The 15,832-nt window shown below is 63.8% G+C and carries 15 protein-coding genes and 1 pseudogene; 2 read left to right on the forward strand and 14 right to left on the reverse strand.

What is annotated here, in order from left to right; genetic code table 11:
• Window positions 1-350: 350 nt before the first annotated feature.
• Window positions 351-644, forward strand: coding sequence for a hypothetical protein (locus AGR1_RS23940; protein ID WP_149148471.1), 294 nt, complete (start codon window positions 351-353; stop codon window positions 642-644).
• A gap of 81 nt (window positions 645-725) precedes the next feature.
• Here AGR1_RS23940 and AGR1_RS23945 read toward each other — a convergent pair whose 3' ends face one another.
• The 6 genes from AGR1_RS23945 to AGR1_RS23970 form a co-directional block, all read right to left on the reverse strand.
• Window positions 726-1,823 carry an aldo/keto reductase gene (locus tag AGR1_RS23945; RefSeq protein ID WP_149148472.1) on the reverse strand — a complete coding sequence of 366 codons (1,098 nt, stop codon included), beginning with the start codon at window positions 1,821-1,823 and terminating at the stop codon, window positions 726-728.
• A 67-nt stretch (window positions 1,824-1,890) separates the two neighbouring features.
• Window positions 1,891-4,065, reverse strand: a complete 2,175-nt coding sequence (locus AGR1_RS23950; protein ID WP_149148473.1) for a xanthine dehydrogenase family protein molybdopterin-binding subunit — start codon at window positions 4,063-4,065, stop codon at window positions 1,891-1,893.
• Window positions 4,062-5,057, reverse strand: coding sequence for a xanthine dehydrogenase family protein subunit M (locus AGR1_RS23955; protein ID WP_149148474.1), 996 nt, complete (start codon window positions 5,055-5,057; stop codon window positions 4,062-4,064). Before AGR1_RS23955 ends, AGR1_RS23950 begins: the two co-directional genes overlap by 4 nt.
• Window positions 5,058-5,060: 3 nt before the next feature.
• Complete coding sequence (locus AGR1_RS23960; protein ID WP_246669716.1) at window positions 5,061-5,693, reverse strand: (2Fe-2S)-binding protein; 633 nt, start codon at window positions 5,691-5,693, stop codon at window positions 5,061-5,063.
• Between the two features lie 164 nt (window positions 5,694-5,857).
• Window positions 5,858-6,442: an intradiol ring-cleavage dioxygenase gene (locus tag AGR1_RS23965; protein ID WP_149148475.1), complete on the reverse strand. Its 585-nt coding sequence runs from the start codon at window positions 6,440-6,442 to the stop codon at window positions 5,858-5,860.
• Window positions 6,443-6,467: 25 nt separating this feature from the next.
• The gene (locus AGR1_RS23970; protein WP_149148544.1) at window positions 6,468-7,430 is read right to left on the reverse strand and encodes an MBL fold metallo-hydrolase; all 963 of its coding nucleotides are present in this window, start codon (window positions 7,428-7,430) and stop codon (window positions 6,468-6,470) included.
• A gap of 89 nt (window positions 7,431-7,519) precedes the next feature.
• Between AGR1_RS23970 and AGR1_RS23975 the strand changes: the two genes are divergently transcribed.
• On the forward strand, window positions 7,520-8,476 hold the full coding sequence (locus AGR1_RS23975; RefSeq protein WP_187772270.1) for a LysR family transcriptional regulator: 957 nt from the start codon (window positions 7,520-7,522) through the stop codon (window positions 8,474-8,476).
• Window positions 8,477-9,384: 908 nt separating this feature from the next.
• Here the strand turns inward: AGR1_RS23975 and AGR1_RS23980 are convergent.
• From AGR1_RS23980 to AGR1_RS24015, 8 genes and pseudogenes are all read right to left on the reverse strand, one after another.
• A complete protein-coding gene (locus tag AGR1_RS23980; protein WP_149148477.1) occupies window positions 9,385-9,606 on the reverse strand; it encodes a DUF2274 domain-containing protein in 222 nt (73 codons plus the stop codon).
• Between the two features lie 2 nt (window positions 9,607-9,608).
• Window positions 9,609-10,766, reverse strand: coding sequence for a TrbI/VirB10 family protein (locus AGR1_RS23985; protein WP_149148478.1), 1,158 nt, complete (start codon window positions 10,764-10,766; stop codon window positions 9,609-9,611).
• Complete coding sequence (gene trbG, locus AGR1_RS23990; protein WP_149148479.1) at window positions 10,763-11,749, reverse strand: P-type conjugative transfer protein TrbG; 987 nt, start codon at window positions 11,747-11,749, stop codon at window positions 10,763-10,765. Before trbG ends, AGR1_RS23985 begins: the two co-directional genes overlap by 4 nt.
• On the reverse strand, window positions 11,746-12,435 hold the full coding sequence (gene trbF / locus AGR1_RS23995) for a conjugal transfer protein TrbF (protein ID WP_149148480.1): 690 nt from the start codon (window positions 12,433-12,435) through the stop codon (window positions 11,746-11,748). The genes trbG and trbF overlap by 4 nt, the downstream gene beginning before the upstream one ends.
• Window positions 12,432-13,793, reverse strand: coding sequence for a P-type conjugative transfer protein TrbL (gene trbL / locus AGR1_RS24000; RefSeq protein ID WP_149148481.1), 1,362 nt, complete (start codon window positions 13,791-13,793; stop codon window positions 12,432-12,434). Before trbL ends, trbF begins: the two co-directional genes overlap by 4 nt.
• Before the next feature lie 3 nt (window positions 13,794-13,796).
• Entirely contained in the window at window positions 13,797-14,084 is a 288-nt protein-coding gene (gene trbK-alt / locus AGR1_RS24005; protein WP_149148482.1) for a putative entry exclusion protein TrbK-alt, read from the reverse strand.
• A 10-nt stretch (window positions 14,085-14,094) separates the two neighbouring features.
• A complete protein-coding gene (trbJ, locus tag AGR1_RS24010; RefSeq protein ID WP_149148483.1) occupies window positions 14,095-14,859 on the reverse strand; it encodes a P-type conjugative transfer protein TrbJ in 765 nt (254 codons plus the stop codon).
• Window positions 14,856-15,776 (reverse strand): annotated as a pseudogene (locus tag AGR1_RS24015) (conjugal transfer protein TrbE); the annotation flags it as partial. The gene trbJ and the pseudogene AGR1_RS24015, both read right to left, overlap by 4 nt.
• Window positions 15,777-15,832: the final 56 nt, after the last annotated feature.

Genomic DNA, 15,832 nt, shown 5'->3' on the forward strand with positions numbered 1-15,832 from the left:
TCGATGCCGACGCTTAGATCACGTTTCAGGAGGTCGCTCAACCGGATCGAACGTGATCTGACCATAGACCACGTTTGGGAGCGAAATTCGGAAATGGCATGATGATGACACACGCTAAACGTAGCATTCAGTATGTGTCTTGCAAGGCCTTCTGGTCGCGCGGCAGGACCGCCCGATCGGATCGCCCGGGGGCGATCCCCGTCGCCCTCGTTATCCGCCAATCTGGGAATCGGCCTCCAGATCGCCAAGGATCTGACTGCCATAGCACGCAAACAGCCGAGGAGCTTGAGCAGGCGAAGCGTCCGAGCGTGGTCGCACTCGACGAGATGCGCACTGTCTAGGACACAAACGTGTTCGGTGTACTCGCCATCTGCCAGGCGATGGTGCCGATCCTGCGTGACACCCCGAACGCCCGCATCGTCAACATCTCCAGACGCGCCGGATCGCTGATGCTGAGTTCTGATGCCGGTTCCCCGTTACGACCGCTCTTAGACGCCAGCGACGCGGCCTCGAAGACGGTGCTCAACGCGCTGACGCTCGCCATGGTGATCGAGCTCGAGGCCGACGGTAGCAGCGTCCACGCCGTTTTCCCCGGCTATACCAGGGACGAGGCTCACAGCATTTACCGGCACGGATACCGTTGAGGAGGGTGCTGCCGAGGCCGTGGTCCTGTCCGTGAAGATCACATATGGAGTTCGTAAGATCGTCTGCTTTCGAACGGACATTCATCGGCCGATACGAGCACGAGCTGTCGCTTGTGCTGCTCGGATCAGTCCTTGATACTGGGCGTCCTTGTCGGGATACCAGGGCATTCGTCCGATATCGGCGAAACCCGGGATCGTCTCCATATGCTGCACCATGCGCCGGCGCATCGCCTCGTCCGGCAAGGGCCCGTACATGGCTTGGACATTGTCCTCGGCATGCTCCGGGTTCGAGGTGCCACACAGCACTGTCGTGACCGCCGGATGCGCCATGACCCACTTGAGGAAGAACTGCGCCCAGGTCGCGGCTTCGAATTCCCGCGCGAAGTCCGGCAGCGGGCGACCTTCCACCACCTTCATCAGGCGCGCCTTTTCGAGCGGAAGGTTGATGAGGACGCCGACCCCGCGGTCGGCTGCGGCCGGCAGCAGGCGGTGCTCGGCGCTGCGGTTGAAGATCGAGTAGTTCGTCTGGATGAAATCGACACCGCCACGCTCGACGAGTTCGGCGAGCTGATCCTGCGCGCCGGTTTCATGGTGGGTCACGCCGACATAGCGAATGCGGCCTTCCTTCTTCCAGGCTTGCATGAGGGGCAGGATTACCGGTGCGTTGACGATGCTGTGGCACTGCATGAGTTCGATCGTGTCGCGCCAGATGCGCAGCCTCGACTGCTCGAAACTTGCCAGGGCATGGCTTTCGTCGCCGAGATATTCGCCGGTCGACCAGATCTTGTTGGCGACGAAAATCTCGGATGCCCCCGGTGTGCCCGCCAGGAACGCGCCAACGGAGACTTCCGCCGATCCGTAGAGGGGCGACGTGTCGATGACCCGGCCACCGCCCGCGACGTAGCGCCGAAAGACCTCGCCGAGATTCCTGCGGTCGTCGCCGGGGCGGGCGTCGAAGGTCAGGAAGGTGCCGAGGCCGAGTGTGGTGAGGGTCTGCTCCGTTCTCGGAATCGTTCGTGTTCGTGCAGATGTCGTGGAGGCCGCCGCCGGCGCGCTCGATTGGCCTTGGGCATGGACCTCACCGGAAAAGAAAGGTGTTGTAGCCAGTATGGTGGCTCCCGTGCCTAAAGCACCGATGAAGCCGCGCCGGCTGAAACCAGAAACCTGCTGTTCGCTCATGCAATAGTCTCCTCTTTGTAAGCTCATGCACGGATCTCGGCGCGCCGCGGGCTGGGCGATCGGCCCCCTAGAAAAGATGTTCGACGCGGATCGGCAGTTCCCGAAGCCGCCGCCCCGTGGCATGGAAGATCGCGTTGCCGATCGCCGCGGCGACGCCCACCATGGCAACCTCGCCGAGCCCTTTCACGCCAGCCTCGTTAAGCAGCGGGTCCGGTCGATCGATGAAGCCCACCTCAATCGCGCCGATATCGGCGTTCACCGGCACGACGTATTCAGCAAAGTCGTTGTTCAGCACGCCGCCGAACCGCGGATCGATCTCGGCTGTCTCGCGCAGCGCCGCGCCGATGCCCCAAACGACTCCGCCGCGAACCTGGCTTTCCGCTGTGCGCGGGCTCACGATACGGCCGCAATCGACGACGCTCACGATACGCGGCACGCGGACATGCCGCGTCGTCGGCTCGACACGCACCTCGACGAAGTGTGCGATGTAGCTGAAGCTCACGAAGGGCTCGTACTCCGGGCCGGCGGCTGCGGGCAGGCCCCGCTGAAGCCGATCGAACACGGTGTCGGGCTGGCCGGGTGCCTGCAGGCGGGACTCGACCTCAATGTAGGGCCGTCGCCAACGAGCGAGCATCTCGTGGATGGTGCCGCGAATGGGCCTTCCGTCCCTGAATTCCTCAAAGCGAGCCTGCATCGCCTGCACAGCCCTTCGAACGACCGGAACCGAGCTAGCCGTCCCCCAGGAGCCCGCGGTGACATGCTGGGGCGCGGCGTCCGGGTCACCGATGACGATCTCGACGCGCGCCGGATCGATGGCTAATCCATCGGTCACCGCCGCGAAGATGGCGGTCCGAATGCCCTGCCCCATCTCATGGCCACTGAGGGAAATCCGGGTCGTTCCGTCTGCTCTGACCCGAAGGCGCGCGATCGCCGGGGCCATGGCAGCCTTGTACGCGCCAGCGGCGACCCCCCAACCGATCAGCGTGCCGTCGGCAGCGCGCATCGACCCAGGCGCCGGGTCGCGCCGAGACCAGCCGAAGCGTTCCGCGCCGTCCCTGAGGCATTCGGCGAGGAAGCGTGACGAGAAGGGATGCCCCGTGACGGGATCCGTCTCCGCGTCATTGGCGAGACGAAAGGCCAGAGGGTCGCGGCCAGCTGCATAGGCCAGCTCGTCCACAGCGCTCTCGAAAGCGAAGGCAGCGGGATGCTCGAACGGCGCACGCATGTAACCCGGCGACTGCACGTCAGTGCGCACGAGCCGCGCAGTGCTCGTGTAGTTCGGGATGGCGTAGAGCCGTGCGGTGATCTCGCTGAAGCTCGCTCGGAACGTGTCCGGCCGGCTGTTCTGCATATCGGCGTCATAACTTGCCGCCACGATCCGTCCATCGGCATCCGCGCCCAGCCGGATCCTGTGGCGGCTGGCGGGACGAAAGCTTGCGGTGTGAAAGAGCTGTGCCCGCGGCATGACGAGCTTCACCGGCCGGCCGAGCAGCATGGCGGCGCGCGCGGCCAGCACCGTCTGCCCTTGAAGGGAGTTCTTCTGGCCGAAACCACCGCCGAGATAGGCGCTCTCCACTCGCACGCGCGCGGGATCGAGGCCGAGAGCCGCCGCCATGCCGAATTTGAGTGCGCCGGAGTTCTGTGTTCCCTCATGTATAGTCAACGTTCCGTCGCGCCATTCCGCGACGGTCGCGATCATCTCCATCGGGTTCTGGAACTGCGCCGGGGACAGATACTCAGCGTCTACACGGAAGGTCGCGGAAGCAAGCACTGCCTGCGCATCCCCCATGTCATGACCGGGTTGCGGAGCGAGGACTTCCGCGCGCGTATCGCCGAGAAGCGCTGCGAACTGCTCCTCCTCGTAGCTGGCCTCGACCAGCGCCGCGGCCTCGATCGCGATCTCCAAGGTTTCTGCCACCACAAGCGCAATCGGCTCGCCGCGATGGACGAGGCGATCAGACAGCATCGGCTGGTGGCTCTGAAAGCCGAAGCCACCGCCCATGAGGTAGCCAGCGGATTTCACGCCCTTAAAGTCGCGCCAGGTGAGAACCGCGAGGACGCCATCGACAGCCCGCGCCGCATCGATATCGACAGCGGCAAGGCGTCCGCGCACGATCCGCGAGGGCACGGTCATGGCGTGGGCGACGCGTTGCATCGGCATATCGGCGGCAAACCGTGTGACGCCGCGCACCTTGTCGCGGGCATCGACCCGCGCGCGATCGGGATAGATGGTCTGGTTCATCGGCTCGGGCTCCTCTCCGCGGCGATCATCAATGCGTCGGCGACGGCCGCAGTGCCCAGCGCAACCTTGAAACCGTTATGCAGGCCGGGGCGAGCATCGGCGAATGCCACTCGTCCGGCCTCCAGGGCGGCAGCGCGGTCGAGGCGCTGTCCAGCCAGCGCAGCCTCGGCCGCCGGCACGCGCCACGGCCGGGTCGCGACACCTCCGAGAGCGATGCGTGCCTGCCTCACCATGCCGTCATCCAGCTCCAGCGCTACGGCCGCCGAGACCAGAGCGAAGGCGTAGGATTCTCGGTCACGTATCTTGTGGTAGGTCGAGGCTTGCCCCAGCCGCCCGACTGGAACGCGGATGTTCAAGATCATCTCGTCCGGCTCGAGCACCGTCTCGAGATGCGGCGTGTCGCCTGGAAGGCGGTGAAGATTGGCGACCTCAAGGGTGCGCATTCCACGCGAACCGTGGACATCCACCGTGGCGTCGAGGGCGGCCAGAGCAACCGCCCAGTCTCCGGGATAGACCGCGATACAGGATCTACTGCCACCGAACAAAGCATGGCCGCGGTCCAAACCGTCGAGCGCAGCACACCCGCTTCCAGGCATTCGTTTGTTGCAGGGATATTCGGGACCGTTCCGGAAATAGGCGCAACGGGTCCTTTGAAGCAGGTTACCTGCGAGTGTTGCCATGTTGCGCAATTGCTGGGAGGCTGCTTTCGAGAGCGACTCTGCAAGCACCGGCGCCCGCTGGAGCACCGCCGGATGGGCGGACGCATCGCTCATGGTGACCAAGGCACCGAAGATCAGCTCGTCTTGATGGGAGCGTATCTCGTCGAGGCCGGCGATACTGGTTACGTCGACGAGGTGGCCTGGCGTTTCGATGCCGAGCTTCATCAGATCGTAAAGTGTCGTACCGCCGGCGAGAATGCGGGCTCCGGTCGCTGATTGAACCGCGTGGATCCCGTCGATGGATGTGGGGCGCGCATAGGTGAACGGTCGCATTGCTCAGCCTCCCATAGTCACAGCGGCGTCTCGAATCGCCGCGACGATGCCGACATAGGCTCCGCATCGGCAGATGTTGCCGCTCATGTATTCCCTGATCTCAGCTTCGCTGGACGCATGGCCCTCCTGCACGCAGGCGACCGCAGCCATGATCTGCCCAGGCGTGCAGTAGCCGCATTGGAGTGCATCGTGATCAATGAACGCCTGCTGCATCGGATGAAGCGGTCCGTCCGCCGGCGTTAACCCTTCGATCGTCAGCGCTGCGCGCCCCTCCATCTTCGTGGCGAGCGTCAGGCAGGACGCCACGCGGCGACCATCGACATGCACGGTGCAAGCCCCACACTGACCATGGTCGCAGCCCTTCTTCGCTCCAGTCAGGTCGAGTTGCTCACGCAACACGTCGAGCAGCGAGGCGCGCGGATCGACCGACATTTCGATTGGTCGCCCGTTGACCTGAAAATGGATCGTCAGGTTCATTTCGGGCCGGGCAACCGGTGCTGACGGCGTCGCGGCTGTCGTCTCGCCAAACCCGACGAGCGTGACGCCGGTCATAGCCACGCCGACCAGCATCACGTCGCGTCGATTGATCGACAGGTCGTGGCTTCGGGCATGGGGCGATGGGTCGTGTTCACTCATGGATTATCTCCCTCCGAGTAGTATTTGCTCGTGGTTGACGGTGTCAGGTGACGCTCCATTGCCGCGCCCGCCGGCTAGTTCACTGGCGCCAAGCCACATACGATGACCGCTCCGACCCGTGAAAGGAGCCGGCAACGAGCGACCTTCCATCATGACCCATTGGCTCAGACCACGAAGTCGAAGCGTGCGAACTGACCGTCGCCCGCGGGGCTGATCGTCATGAGCAGCGTTTCATCGAAGATCCGATCGCGCGCATTGCCCGGCTCGCCCGGAAAGAAGATCTGCGTCGTCAGAACATCTCCGCCCGGCCGTTGAACTTTGAAATGGAAGTGTCGCGTGCGCCCCGGATAGAGCGCCGGCACGACGGTGTTGAACCACCAGCGTCCCTGCTCGTCGGCGAACTGATGCCCCCGCAGGCGGAAGCCTTGACGATCGTACTCGCCGTTTTCGTCGGCTTGCCAAATTTCAACGAGGCTACGCGGCGTTGGGCGGCAGCGATCATCGAGGACATAGCCGGCGATGGTGATGCGCTCGCCGCCCGGCGCATCCGGATAGAGATCCTGTTTCAACGGTGAATTCGGCTTGAAGAACGGACCGGCCTCACGGGCGGGCGTCGGTTCATCTCCATCGGCGCAGGCGCGCGTCAGCGGCAGCGACGGCGCCTCCTGTCCGAAGGCGATCGCTCCGGAAAGCGGCACGAGCGGCATGGCGAGAAAACCCGAAAGAAGTGCGCGCCTTGATGTCGTCATTGCAGGGCCTCCGTGGTTCACCGGATCAGAACTGCCAGTTGACCGGGACCCAGGCGTAGCCGGCGTCGGTCTTGAGCATTCGGCCAAGGCCCGGGAACGGATAGTGGAAGCCGAGAACCAGGAGCCGGTCTGCCGCCGCCATATCGAAGATGCGGCGGCGGGAGGCGAGGGCGGTGTCCCTGTCGCGGTCCGGCCCGGGCACCCAGGGCCGGTCGACATTGACGATCGGGTGGTAGGCGAGATCGGCCGTCAAGAGGAGCTGATCGTTCCCGGATTGAACAAGGAAGTTCGCCATGCCGGGGGTGTGGCCGGATGCCGGAAGCGTGGTCAGCCCAGGGACGATCTCCGCGCCGGCTTCGTACAGTTCGATCCCGCTGCTGACGGGCTCGACGCTCCGCTTGATGGCGGCTGCGAAATTGCGGCGGAAATCCTCGGGCACCGGCATGTAGGAAAGGTCCGGATCGTTGCGGACGAAGAAGTCCCAATCGGCACGGGGCGCATAGACGGTCGCCCGCGGGAATGCCTTGCCGCCGTCGGCGGTTCGAAGGTTGCCGACATGGTCCGGGTGCGTGTGCGAGACGACCACGACGTCGATGTCCTCGGGCGTCAAACCGATGGCGGCGAGGTTCTCGAAGATGCGGCCGCTTTGTGGGCCCATGGTCTGCCCGGCTCCGGCTTCGAGGAGGACCCGCCTGCCGTTCGTCTCGATAAGAAGCGTGTTGAGGTTCAGCGTCAGGCGGTCGGCCGGCAGGAAGGCGTGCCTCAGGACCTCCTGCAGTTCCGCCTCCGGCGCATCGCTGGCATAGACCCGCGGAGGGCCGCCGATCAGCCCGTCGCTCAACACGGTCGCCGCGATGTCGCCGACGCGAAAGCGGTAATGGCCGGCATTTCCACCCCAGGCTGGGGTCGATGCGGCGGGTGCAGCCTGCGCAAGCGCCGTGCCGGCCGGCAAGATCAGTCCCGTCACCGCCGACGCGGCTGTCAGCATGATCTTCCTGCGGTTCAGCGTGATTTCACCCATGGTTTTGATCCCTTCCAAATACCTGATCGCAGGTGCCGCGTTTGATTTCTCTAGGGATGACACAGGTCGGACGTGCGGATAAGCTAATCAAAACGGATCAGCTTATTAAGCGGGACTTTGCAATGCGGCCGCTACGCCTTGACAGCCTGGAGATATTCGAGGACGTGGTGCGCCGTGGCGGTTTCAGAGCCGCCGCGCTTGGCAGGGGCGTTTCGTCGTCCGCCATCAGTCAATCGATCAGCGTGCTCGAGGAAGCGCTGGGCATCCGGCTCTTGAACCGAACGACACGCAGCGTCGCGCCTACTGAAGCGGGCGAGCGGCTTCTCGAGCGGCTAAGGCCCGCTCTTCACGATATCAGAACGGCGATCGACGATCTCAATCAGCTTCGCGAGCGCCCATCCGGCACCGTGCGGATCAATGCGCCGGGTCCGGCCGCCGACCACGTTCTGTGTCCGCTGGCCTTCGAGTTCATGAAAATTTATCCCGAGGTCAACATCGAGATCGTCAGCGATGCCGCGATCATCGATATCGTGGAGCAGGGTTTCGATGCCGGCGTGCGCTTCGGAAACCAACTTGCCCAGGACATGATCGCCATGCCGCTCGGCTCCGCCCTGCGATATGCGATCGTGGCCTCGCCCGATTATCTTCGCAAGCGCGGCCGACCCGGCTCTCCGCACGACCTCTTGCAGCACGACTGTATTCGTCGCCGTTTCCCTGGCGGAACCATGGTGACGTGGAAGTTTGAGAAGGACGGCGAGGAAGTGGAAATCACTCCGAAAGGCCGCTTGACGCTGAGTTCGGCGCATCAGGAGCTCCAGGCCGCGCTTGCGGGATCGGGGATAGCTCACCTGTTTGAGGATTATGTCCGCGACGATGTAGAACAAGGCAGACTTATCGAATTGCTCACCGACTGGAAGCAGAAGCTGCCGAGCTGGTATCTCTATTATCCGAGCCGGCGGCATACGAGCGCGGCCATGCGGGTTTTCCTCGAATACATCCGCAATCAGAGGTGACGTCCAATTCTCAGGTAGTGCGCAGCGCCGCATACGGAGGAAACTCGTCTTCGGCGACCCACTCCTCCCTCGACGTCTTCAAGGCGACCATTTCGTCTGAGGTCGTCAGCTTACCCAGGAGCAGCGCGAACTGTCGTGCTCCATAAGCTCGTTCGCGGTGAGCGCGACAATCGCTCAGAAGCGATCGCTGACCTGAAACATGCTTTCAATGGCATCCTAGTTTTCGTGTGCGTGCAGTTCCCCGTAGGGGATGGCCGCGGTGCGATCGACTTTCGAACGAGCGGTGGAAAGCGGCTCGATGACCGCCTTTAGCATTTCCTCAGGAACGACGTGCTGATGCAGGCCGAGCGGCGTTGCCGGAGGCGAGGCGAGCCGTGCCAGTGCCGGCGTCGGTCCGCGCCCTAAACTCCGCGAGGCGCTGCGCCGATAGCCCTTCAGGCGCCGGATCTTCCGACATGACCGTATTCGCCGGTCCTCGCTCGGCGGAGATCGCGTTTGCGGCCTCGAGAATCAGTCTGTAGGTCTCAAGGTCATGAAGATTTTGGCGGGCGATCGAGAAATCAGAAGGGAACGCGTTAAAACGGCCACGGCAAGAATGCTCGTGCAGAGGATTGAAAGACCCCTAGTGAAAGGCGTTGGTTGAGGCTTTGCGCCAGCGCCGGAGCAAGGTGCTGGCGCTTTCGCCTTCTGCCTCTGAAACGAAGCGCTTCGAGCTTTCGGAATATATCTGAGATTCTGCCTGCAAGTTTCATGGACATGTACTCGCGATCGCCGCACCGTCGATATTATTGACAAGCGAGAGCGGAGAATAGCACGCATCACTTTCAAGGATACTGAAATCTAACTGCCGCTCCCTTCTTACTCGTCAAGCAATGTGGTTATCTGTTCGTTGCCAAAATGCGGTGGACTTACGGGATGATTCGCCGCGCCTTGGCGAAGCCGCGATCGGTGGCGATGAACCGTTCCAGCATCGGTACGATCAGCTTCACGGGATCGGTCACAGGTTGGCCGGTCTCGCGGGTCAGCACCTCAGCATAAGCTACGAGATCCCGATGGAGCGGCGCAGGTAATTCTACCGTCACCTTGACGGGTTTATCGTCGGAGATCGGTCCAAGTTTGAGCTTTGCCATGGTCAACCTCTATAGGGTTCGAGGACGAGATCGCGCGTGACGATGACACGAACCGGGAAGCCCGGTCGTATCGTGAGCGTCGGCGCGACCTGTAATTGACGGCGGATGATCTGTTGCCCGGCATCGTTGATGGTGTCCTGCGTACCATCGCGGATTGCAGCAACCAGGCGGTCTTCGTCGCTGACGGCCAGTTCGGTGCCGATCGCGAGGAGCGTGGACAATCCCGCCGCCTTGGCGAGATCCCACCAGTGATAATCGACGCGATCCTCAAGTCCAGCATAGCCTTGCGTGTCAGCGCCCGGCTGGCGTTCAAGCACGATCGAGCGGCCGTTCGGGAAGATCAGCCGGTTCCAGACCAGCAGCGCCCGTCTCTGACCGAACTGCACGTTGTTATCGTACTGTCCGATGATCCGTGTGCCTTGCGGCACAAGGAGAATTCGGCCGGTTGGGCTGTCGTAGATGTTTTCCGTCACCTGCGCCGTGATCTGACCGGGCAGATCGGAACGGATGCCGGTGATGAGCGCGGCCGGAATTACTGCCCCGGCCTGAAGGATGTAGGGCGAGGCCGGAGGCATGACACGATCCGTCGATGTGGTCCTGCGATCAACAGGCGCATTGAGGAATGCAAGCTGCCGATCCCGGGAGGTCTGTTGGCCGGGTTGCCCCGCGAGGCCGGCGAGATCGAAGCCGGGCATGTTTGGCGTGGTCGAGCCGCCGGGCGTCGCGGGTGTCGCGCCTGGCTGGGTCTGGAAAAAGACGCGGCTGGTGCGGGCCGCCTCTTCCTCGGCTCGACGGCGTTGCTCGGCTTCGTCGACGGTCGGCGTCGTGATTGTCGGCGGAACAACGGGCTGGCCCCGGTTCTGGGCGTCCAGAATTGGCCGCCCGAGATCACCGGGCAGCGGCGGGCCGAGCACAGGTCCGGTATAATCGCGCGGAAGGCCGGCAAGGCCATCCGCTGTCTGGCGGTTATTGGTAGAGTAGAGTTCCTCTCCGCCCCGGCCTCCATCGCGGGTCTGGAGAGCGTAGATCAGCGCGCCGCCGATGCCGACGAGCCCGACGGCCGCAACGCTTGCCAGCACTTTCCGCGAAAGGCGTGTGACGCGCGGCGTCTCGGCGCGAAGGCGCATTGGAGCTGCATTGTTGGTACTGTTCTCACTCATGATGCGGGTCTCCCGCCGGTCCGAACGATCCTGACGACCTGCTGACGGTCGTCGCCGCCAAGGCGCAGCTCGGCCGCACCGAACAGGCGGTCGACGATCAGGATGTGTTGGTGGATACGACTGTTGACGAGCTGCGCTTCACCGTCCGATCCGATGACGAAGATCGGCGGCATTTCGCCCTGCACAATACCGCGCGGGAATTCGACGTAAACCCTGCGGCCGTCGTCATAGACGGAAACGGGTTTCCAGGGAGGGTTGCCACCAGTCAAGCCGTAGCGGTAGTTGCGCGCGGCAACGGCCGGGATGACCGGCATCGCCGGGATGCGCTGACTCTGGCCGACACGCTGCAGCGGATAGGCCCAGGCGACGGCGGGCATATAAGGCTTCTCGCCGGAACGCAGCTCGATCATGTAAACGCGGCGGTCGGTGGTCACGACGAGATTGGTCGTGATGTCCGGCCGGGAAGGCTTCACGAGGATATGCACGCGGCGGGTCGTGCCGCTGCCGCTCTCGGTGTCGCCGATAATCCAGCGGGCGGTATCGCCGGCCGCGATCGGTCCAGCGCCCGTCAGCGACTCGCCGGGTTCAAGCGCGATGTCGGTGATCTGCCCAGGAGCTGCATAGACCTGATAGAGCGCTCCTTCGGACCAGGGGTAGATCTGGATCGCATTGAAGTAGCCCTCCCGGCGCGGCTGCACGCGAGCTGCGGCGTTGGCGTTCTCGACGCGAGCGACTGGTGTGCTGGCCGCCGTGCCGCCCTTTGCCGGCGTCCAGGTCGGAGGGATGTGGATCGGACGCGGCCGATCGTCTGTCACGGACACCGGAACAGCCGGCAAAGCCGGAACATCTCGATCATAGCTGATCTCTGGCGGCTTCTGTGGCGTGGCGCAGCCCGCCAACGTGGAGGCGGAAATCAGCAAAACCGGAAGCGCGGATTTACGGAAAACCGCAAAGGCGAGTTTGCGGATCATCGGCCGGTTCATTGGCTCAACTCCCGCGACCAGTTGATCGCATTGATGTAAATGCCGAGCGGATTCACCTTGAGGCGCTCCGCATCGCGCGGCGGCTGGATGACGATGGTCAGGATCGCGGTCCATCGCTCGGTCGCGCCGAGCTGACCATTCTCGAAATGCCGTTCCGTCCACGCCACGCGGAAGCTGTCGGGAGAAGCGCGGATGACGCTGGAGACCTCGACGGCGATCTGCTGCTTGCCGACTTTCGTGAAGGGATCGTTGGCGCGGGCATAGTCGTTGAGGGCCGCCGCTCCCCTATCGGTCGTCCATTCATAGGCCCTGAGCCAGTTCTGCCTCACGATGATCGGATCGGCAGGAATGCTTCTGGTCTGCTCGATGAAGCGCGCCAGATGCCAGGCCACCTGTGGATCGGTCGGGCGGAATTCTGCCGTGGCTGGCGCGACGGCCTGAGCCTGACCCAGATTGTCGACCTGAACCACCCATGGCACGACAGTCCCGCGCGCAGACTGATAGACCAGTGCGGAGGCGAAGCCGGCCGAGAGGATCAGCGAACCGAACGCCATGTAGCGCCAATTCTTCGCCTGCACGCGCGCCGACCCAAGTCGTTCGTCCCAGACCTGTACGGCCTTCTGGTAAGGTGTTTCAGGCTCAGGTGTCTTGCCGTAATGCACGGCCGGTCGTTTGAAGAGGTTCATGAGCGGTCACTTTCGGAGAGATTGACTGATGAGCCGGAGCCATGGCCATCGCCCGAGCGAACTGCGTGGGCGGCTGCGCTGACGCCATGAGAGACGTGGCGGCCGCGCTTCATGCGCTGCGCCCAGGCCGGCGGCTGGTCGGGGGTGGCTGCGGGAGCGACGGACGCGGGATCGGATTCGCCGGCGCCCGAGCCGGACGAGAAGGAGCCGCCGGTGGCGCTGACGCCGGCCCGCGCGCCGTCTGAAAAGCTGAATTTCATACTCTCGGACGCGCGGGAAGCGGCACGGCGCAACGGAGAAACGGAGGCAGAGCCGGCGGCGCGTGCTACGCCCCCGATGCCGGATGCCACGCCAGATGCTCCCGACTGGCCCAAAGAACCGAGCGTGTAGGCGGACGATGCCGCCCCGGCCGCAACAGCTCCACCACGCGCGGCAGCGGCGCTGCCGGAAAGAAGAGCGGCCCCACCCTTGGCAGCCACCATAGCGCCGCCGCCGGCGGCAAGTGCTGCTCCGCCGACAGCAAGGCCGGTGCCGACTGCGGCACCTGCGCCAAGCTGCGGACCGCCGCTGACCAGACCGGAGGCGATGCCGGGACCGAAGATGCCAAGGCCAACGAGCGAGAGGGCCGCGAGCGCGATGGCCATGGCGTCATCGATGCTGGGTGTCTGGCCGCCAAAACCTTGCGTGAACTGGCTGAACAGCGTGGAGCCAATGCCGACGATAACGGCGAGCACCAGCACCTTGATGCCGCTGGAGATCACGTTGCCAAGCACGCGCTCGGCCATGAACGCGGTTTTGCCGAACAGGCCGAAGGGGATCAGAACGAAGCCGGCGAGCGTGCTCAACTTGAACTCGATCAGCGTCACGAAGAGCTGGATCGCCAGAATGAAGAATGCGAGGATCACCAGCGCCCAGGCAAAGAGCAGGCAGACGATCTGGATCAGGTTCTCGAAGACCGCGATCCAGCCCATCAGCGGCGAGATGGCATCGAGCAAGGGACGCGCCGCATCGAGCCCGGTCTGTGCCACCTTGCCAGGACGCAGCAGATCCTGGGCGGTGAAGCCCGTGCCGGCGGCCTTCAATCCGAGACCGGAGAAGCTGTCGAAGACGATCCTGGCGAGGTTGTTCCAATTGGAAATCAGGTAGGCAAACACCCCAACAAACAGGGTCTTCTTCACCAGCCTCACGGTGATGTCGTCGTCCGCGCCCCAGCTCCAGAACAGCGCAGCAAGGGTGACGTCGATTACGATCAGCGATGTGGCGATAAACGCCACTTCGCCGCCGAGCAGCCCAAAGCCGGAGTCGATATAGCGTGTGAAGGTGCCGAGGAACGTGTCGATAACGCCGGAGCCGCCCATGCTTCACCGCCCTTCGCTGGAGGTTGGCGACGCGGGTGCGGGCGAGCGGCCGAGGAACCGATCTCGCGTCTCAGCCCAGACCGCCAAGCATTCGGTGTCATTCGCGGCAGTTGCCCCAAGCTGCTGGCACCGGCGCTGCCCTTCGCGCAGCGGATCGCGCCGGGGTTCGACGATGCGCGTGGAGAAATCCTTTGTCGGCTCCTCCTTTCGGGTCAGCTCGACGACCGCCGCCGTGATGGCGACCGCGACGAACACGACAGCGCCCAGCCGGGCCAGCATCTTGCCGTCCATAAGCTCGCCCTCAGTTGCCGTTGAACATCTGCGCGTTGCCCGGCTGATAGCCTGAACCGGGCGTCAGGAAGCGGCGGCGTTGCTCGCGGCCCTGTTCGGCGGCCGCTGTGCGCTCGGCTTCGGTCAGTGCGCCTGCGCGCCCGTTGGCGGCAAGCAATGCGACCAGATCGGAGAGCTGCTGCGATTGGAGGGCCAGGAGCTGGTTGCCGGCCTGCGTCGCCTGAAGTGCGCCCGTCGCGCCCTGGCTCCGGTTCACCAGTTCGCTCATCTGCGTGCGGTTCGTGTCGATATTGCCGACGACCCCGGCCTGGACGCGCATGGCATCCTGCAGACCGCCGACCGTATTCTGCCAGCGCGAGCGCGCATCAGAGACGAGCTGTTGATCCGTGGCCGACATGGAGACGTTGCCGTACTGCTGCTGGAACGCCTGATCGATCCGCTGCACATCGAACGCGATGTTCCGGGCCTGGGTCAGGAGCTGCTGCGTGCGCTGAACATTCTGCTGAAGCGTCTGGAGCGACGAGAATGGCAGGCTCGCAAGGTTGCGGGCCTGATTGATCAGCATCGTCGCCTCGTTCTGAAGCGAGGTGATCTGGTGGTTGATCTGTTCGAGCGTTCGCGCCGCCGTGAGCACGTTCTGCGCGTAATTGCTGGGATCGAAGACGATTCTCCAGGCGTAGGCAGGCGTGGTGGCCACCGGCGAGAGCGCCAGCGGCATGGCGAGCATGGTCACTGCGAGAAGGACGGCAGGAGAGCGGACAGAACGGGTCGTCATGATTCAGTTTCCTTTTCGGCTTCGGGGACGAGAGAGCGAAAAGTCGGGATGAGATCGGCCGCCCAACCGGCATCGCGGGCCTTGAGCCAGGCTGCGAGAAAGCCTTCGCGACCATGTTCGGCGAGCAGGTTCTCGATCAGCGTCTGGTCGGATTTCGAGGAAGCGGCGCAGACCGCGAGCCCGACTTCGGACAGGCCCAGTTCGAACAGGCGATTGCCGCGCCGCGACTGGCAGTAGTAGTCGCGTTTGGGCGTCGCCCGCGCGAGGATTTCGATCTGACGGTCGTTGAGTCCGAAGCGGCGATAGATGGCCGTGATCTGCGGCTCGATCGCACGCTCGTTCGGCAGGAGCAGTCGCGTCGGGCAGCTTTCGATAATCGCTGGAGCAATCTCCGAATTGTCGATGTCCGAAAGCGACTGGGTGGCGAAGATGACCGAAGCGTTCTTCTTGCGGAGCGTCTTCAGCCACTCGCGGAGCTGGCTGGCAAAACCTTCGTCATCCAGCGCCAGCCAGCCCTCGTCGATGATGAGCAGCGTCGGCCGCCCGTCGAGTCGGTCGCCGATGCGGTGGAAGAGATAGGCGAGAACAGCCGGGGCTGCGCCCGTCCCGACCAGACCTTCGATCTCGAATGCCTGCACGTCCGCCGAACCAAGATGCTCGGCCTCGGCATCGAGCAGCCGGCCATAGGGACCGCCGACGCAGTAAGGGCAGAGCGCCTGCTTGAGATCGTTGGACTGGAGAAGGACGCCGAGGCCGGTGATCGTACGTTCGCCGACAGGCGCCGAGGCGAGCGAGGTCAGCGCCGTCCAGATGTGTTCCTTTGCCTCCGGGGTGATTTTGATCCCTTCCCGCAGGAGGATTGCGACGATCCAGTCAGCCGCCCAGGCGCGCTCATAGGTGTCGTGGATGCGGGCAAGCGTGTCAACGGCGGAGTAAAAACCGGCCATGGGGCGGAGCAAAAGTCGGCCACTAT

It is taken from the genome of Agrobacterium sp. B1(2019), assembly GCF_008274755.1.
Taxonomy (GTDB): Bacteria; Pseudomonadota; Alphaproteobacteria; order Rhizobiales; family Rhizobiaceae; genus Agrobacterium; species Agrobacterium salinitolerans.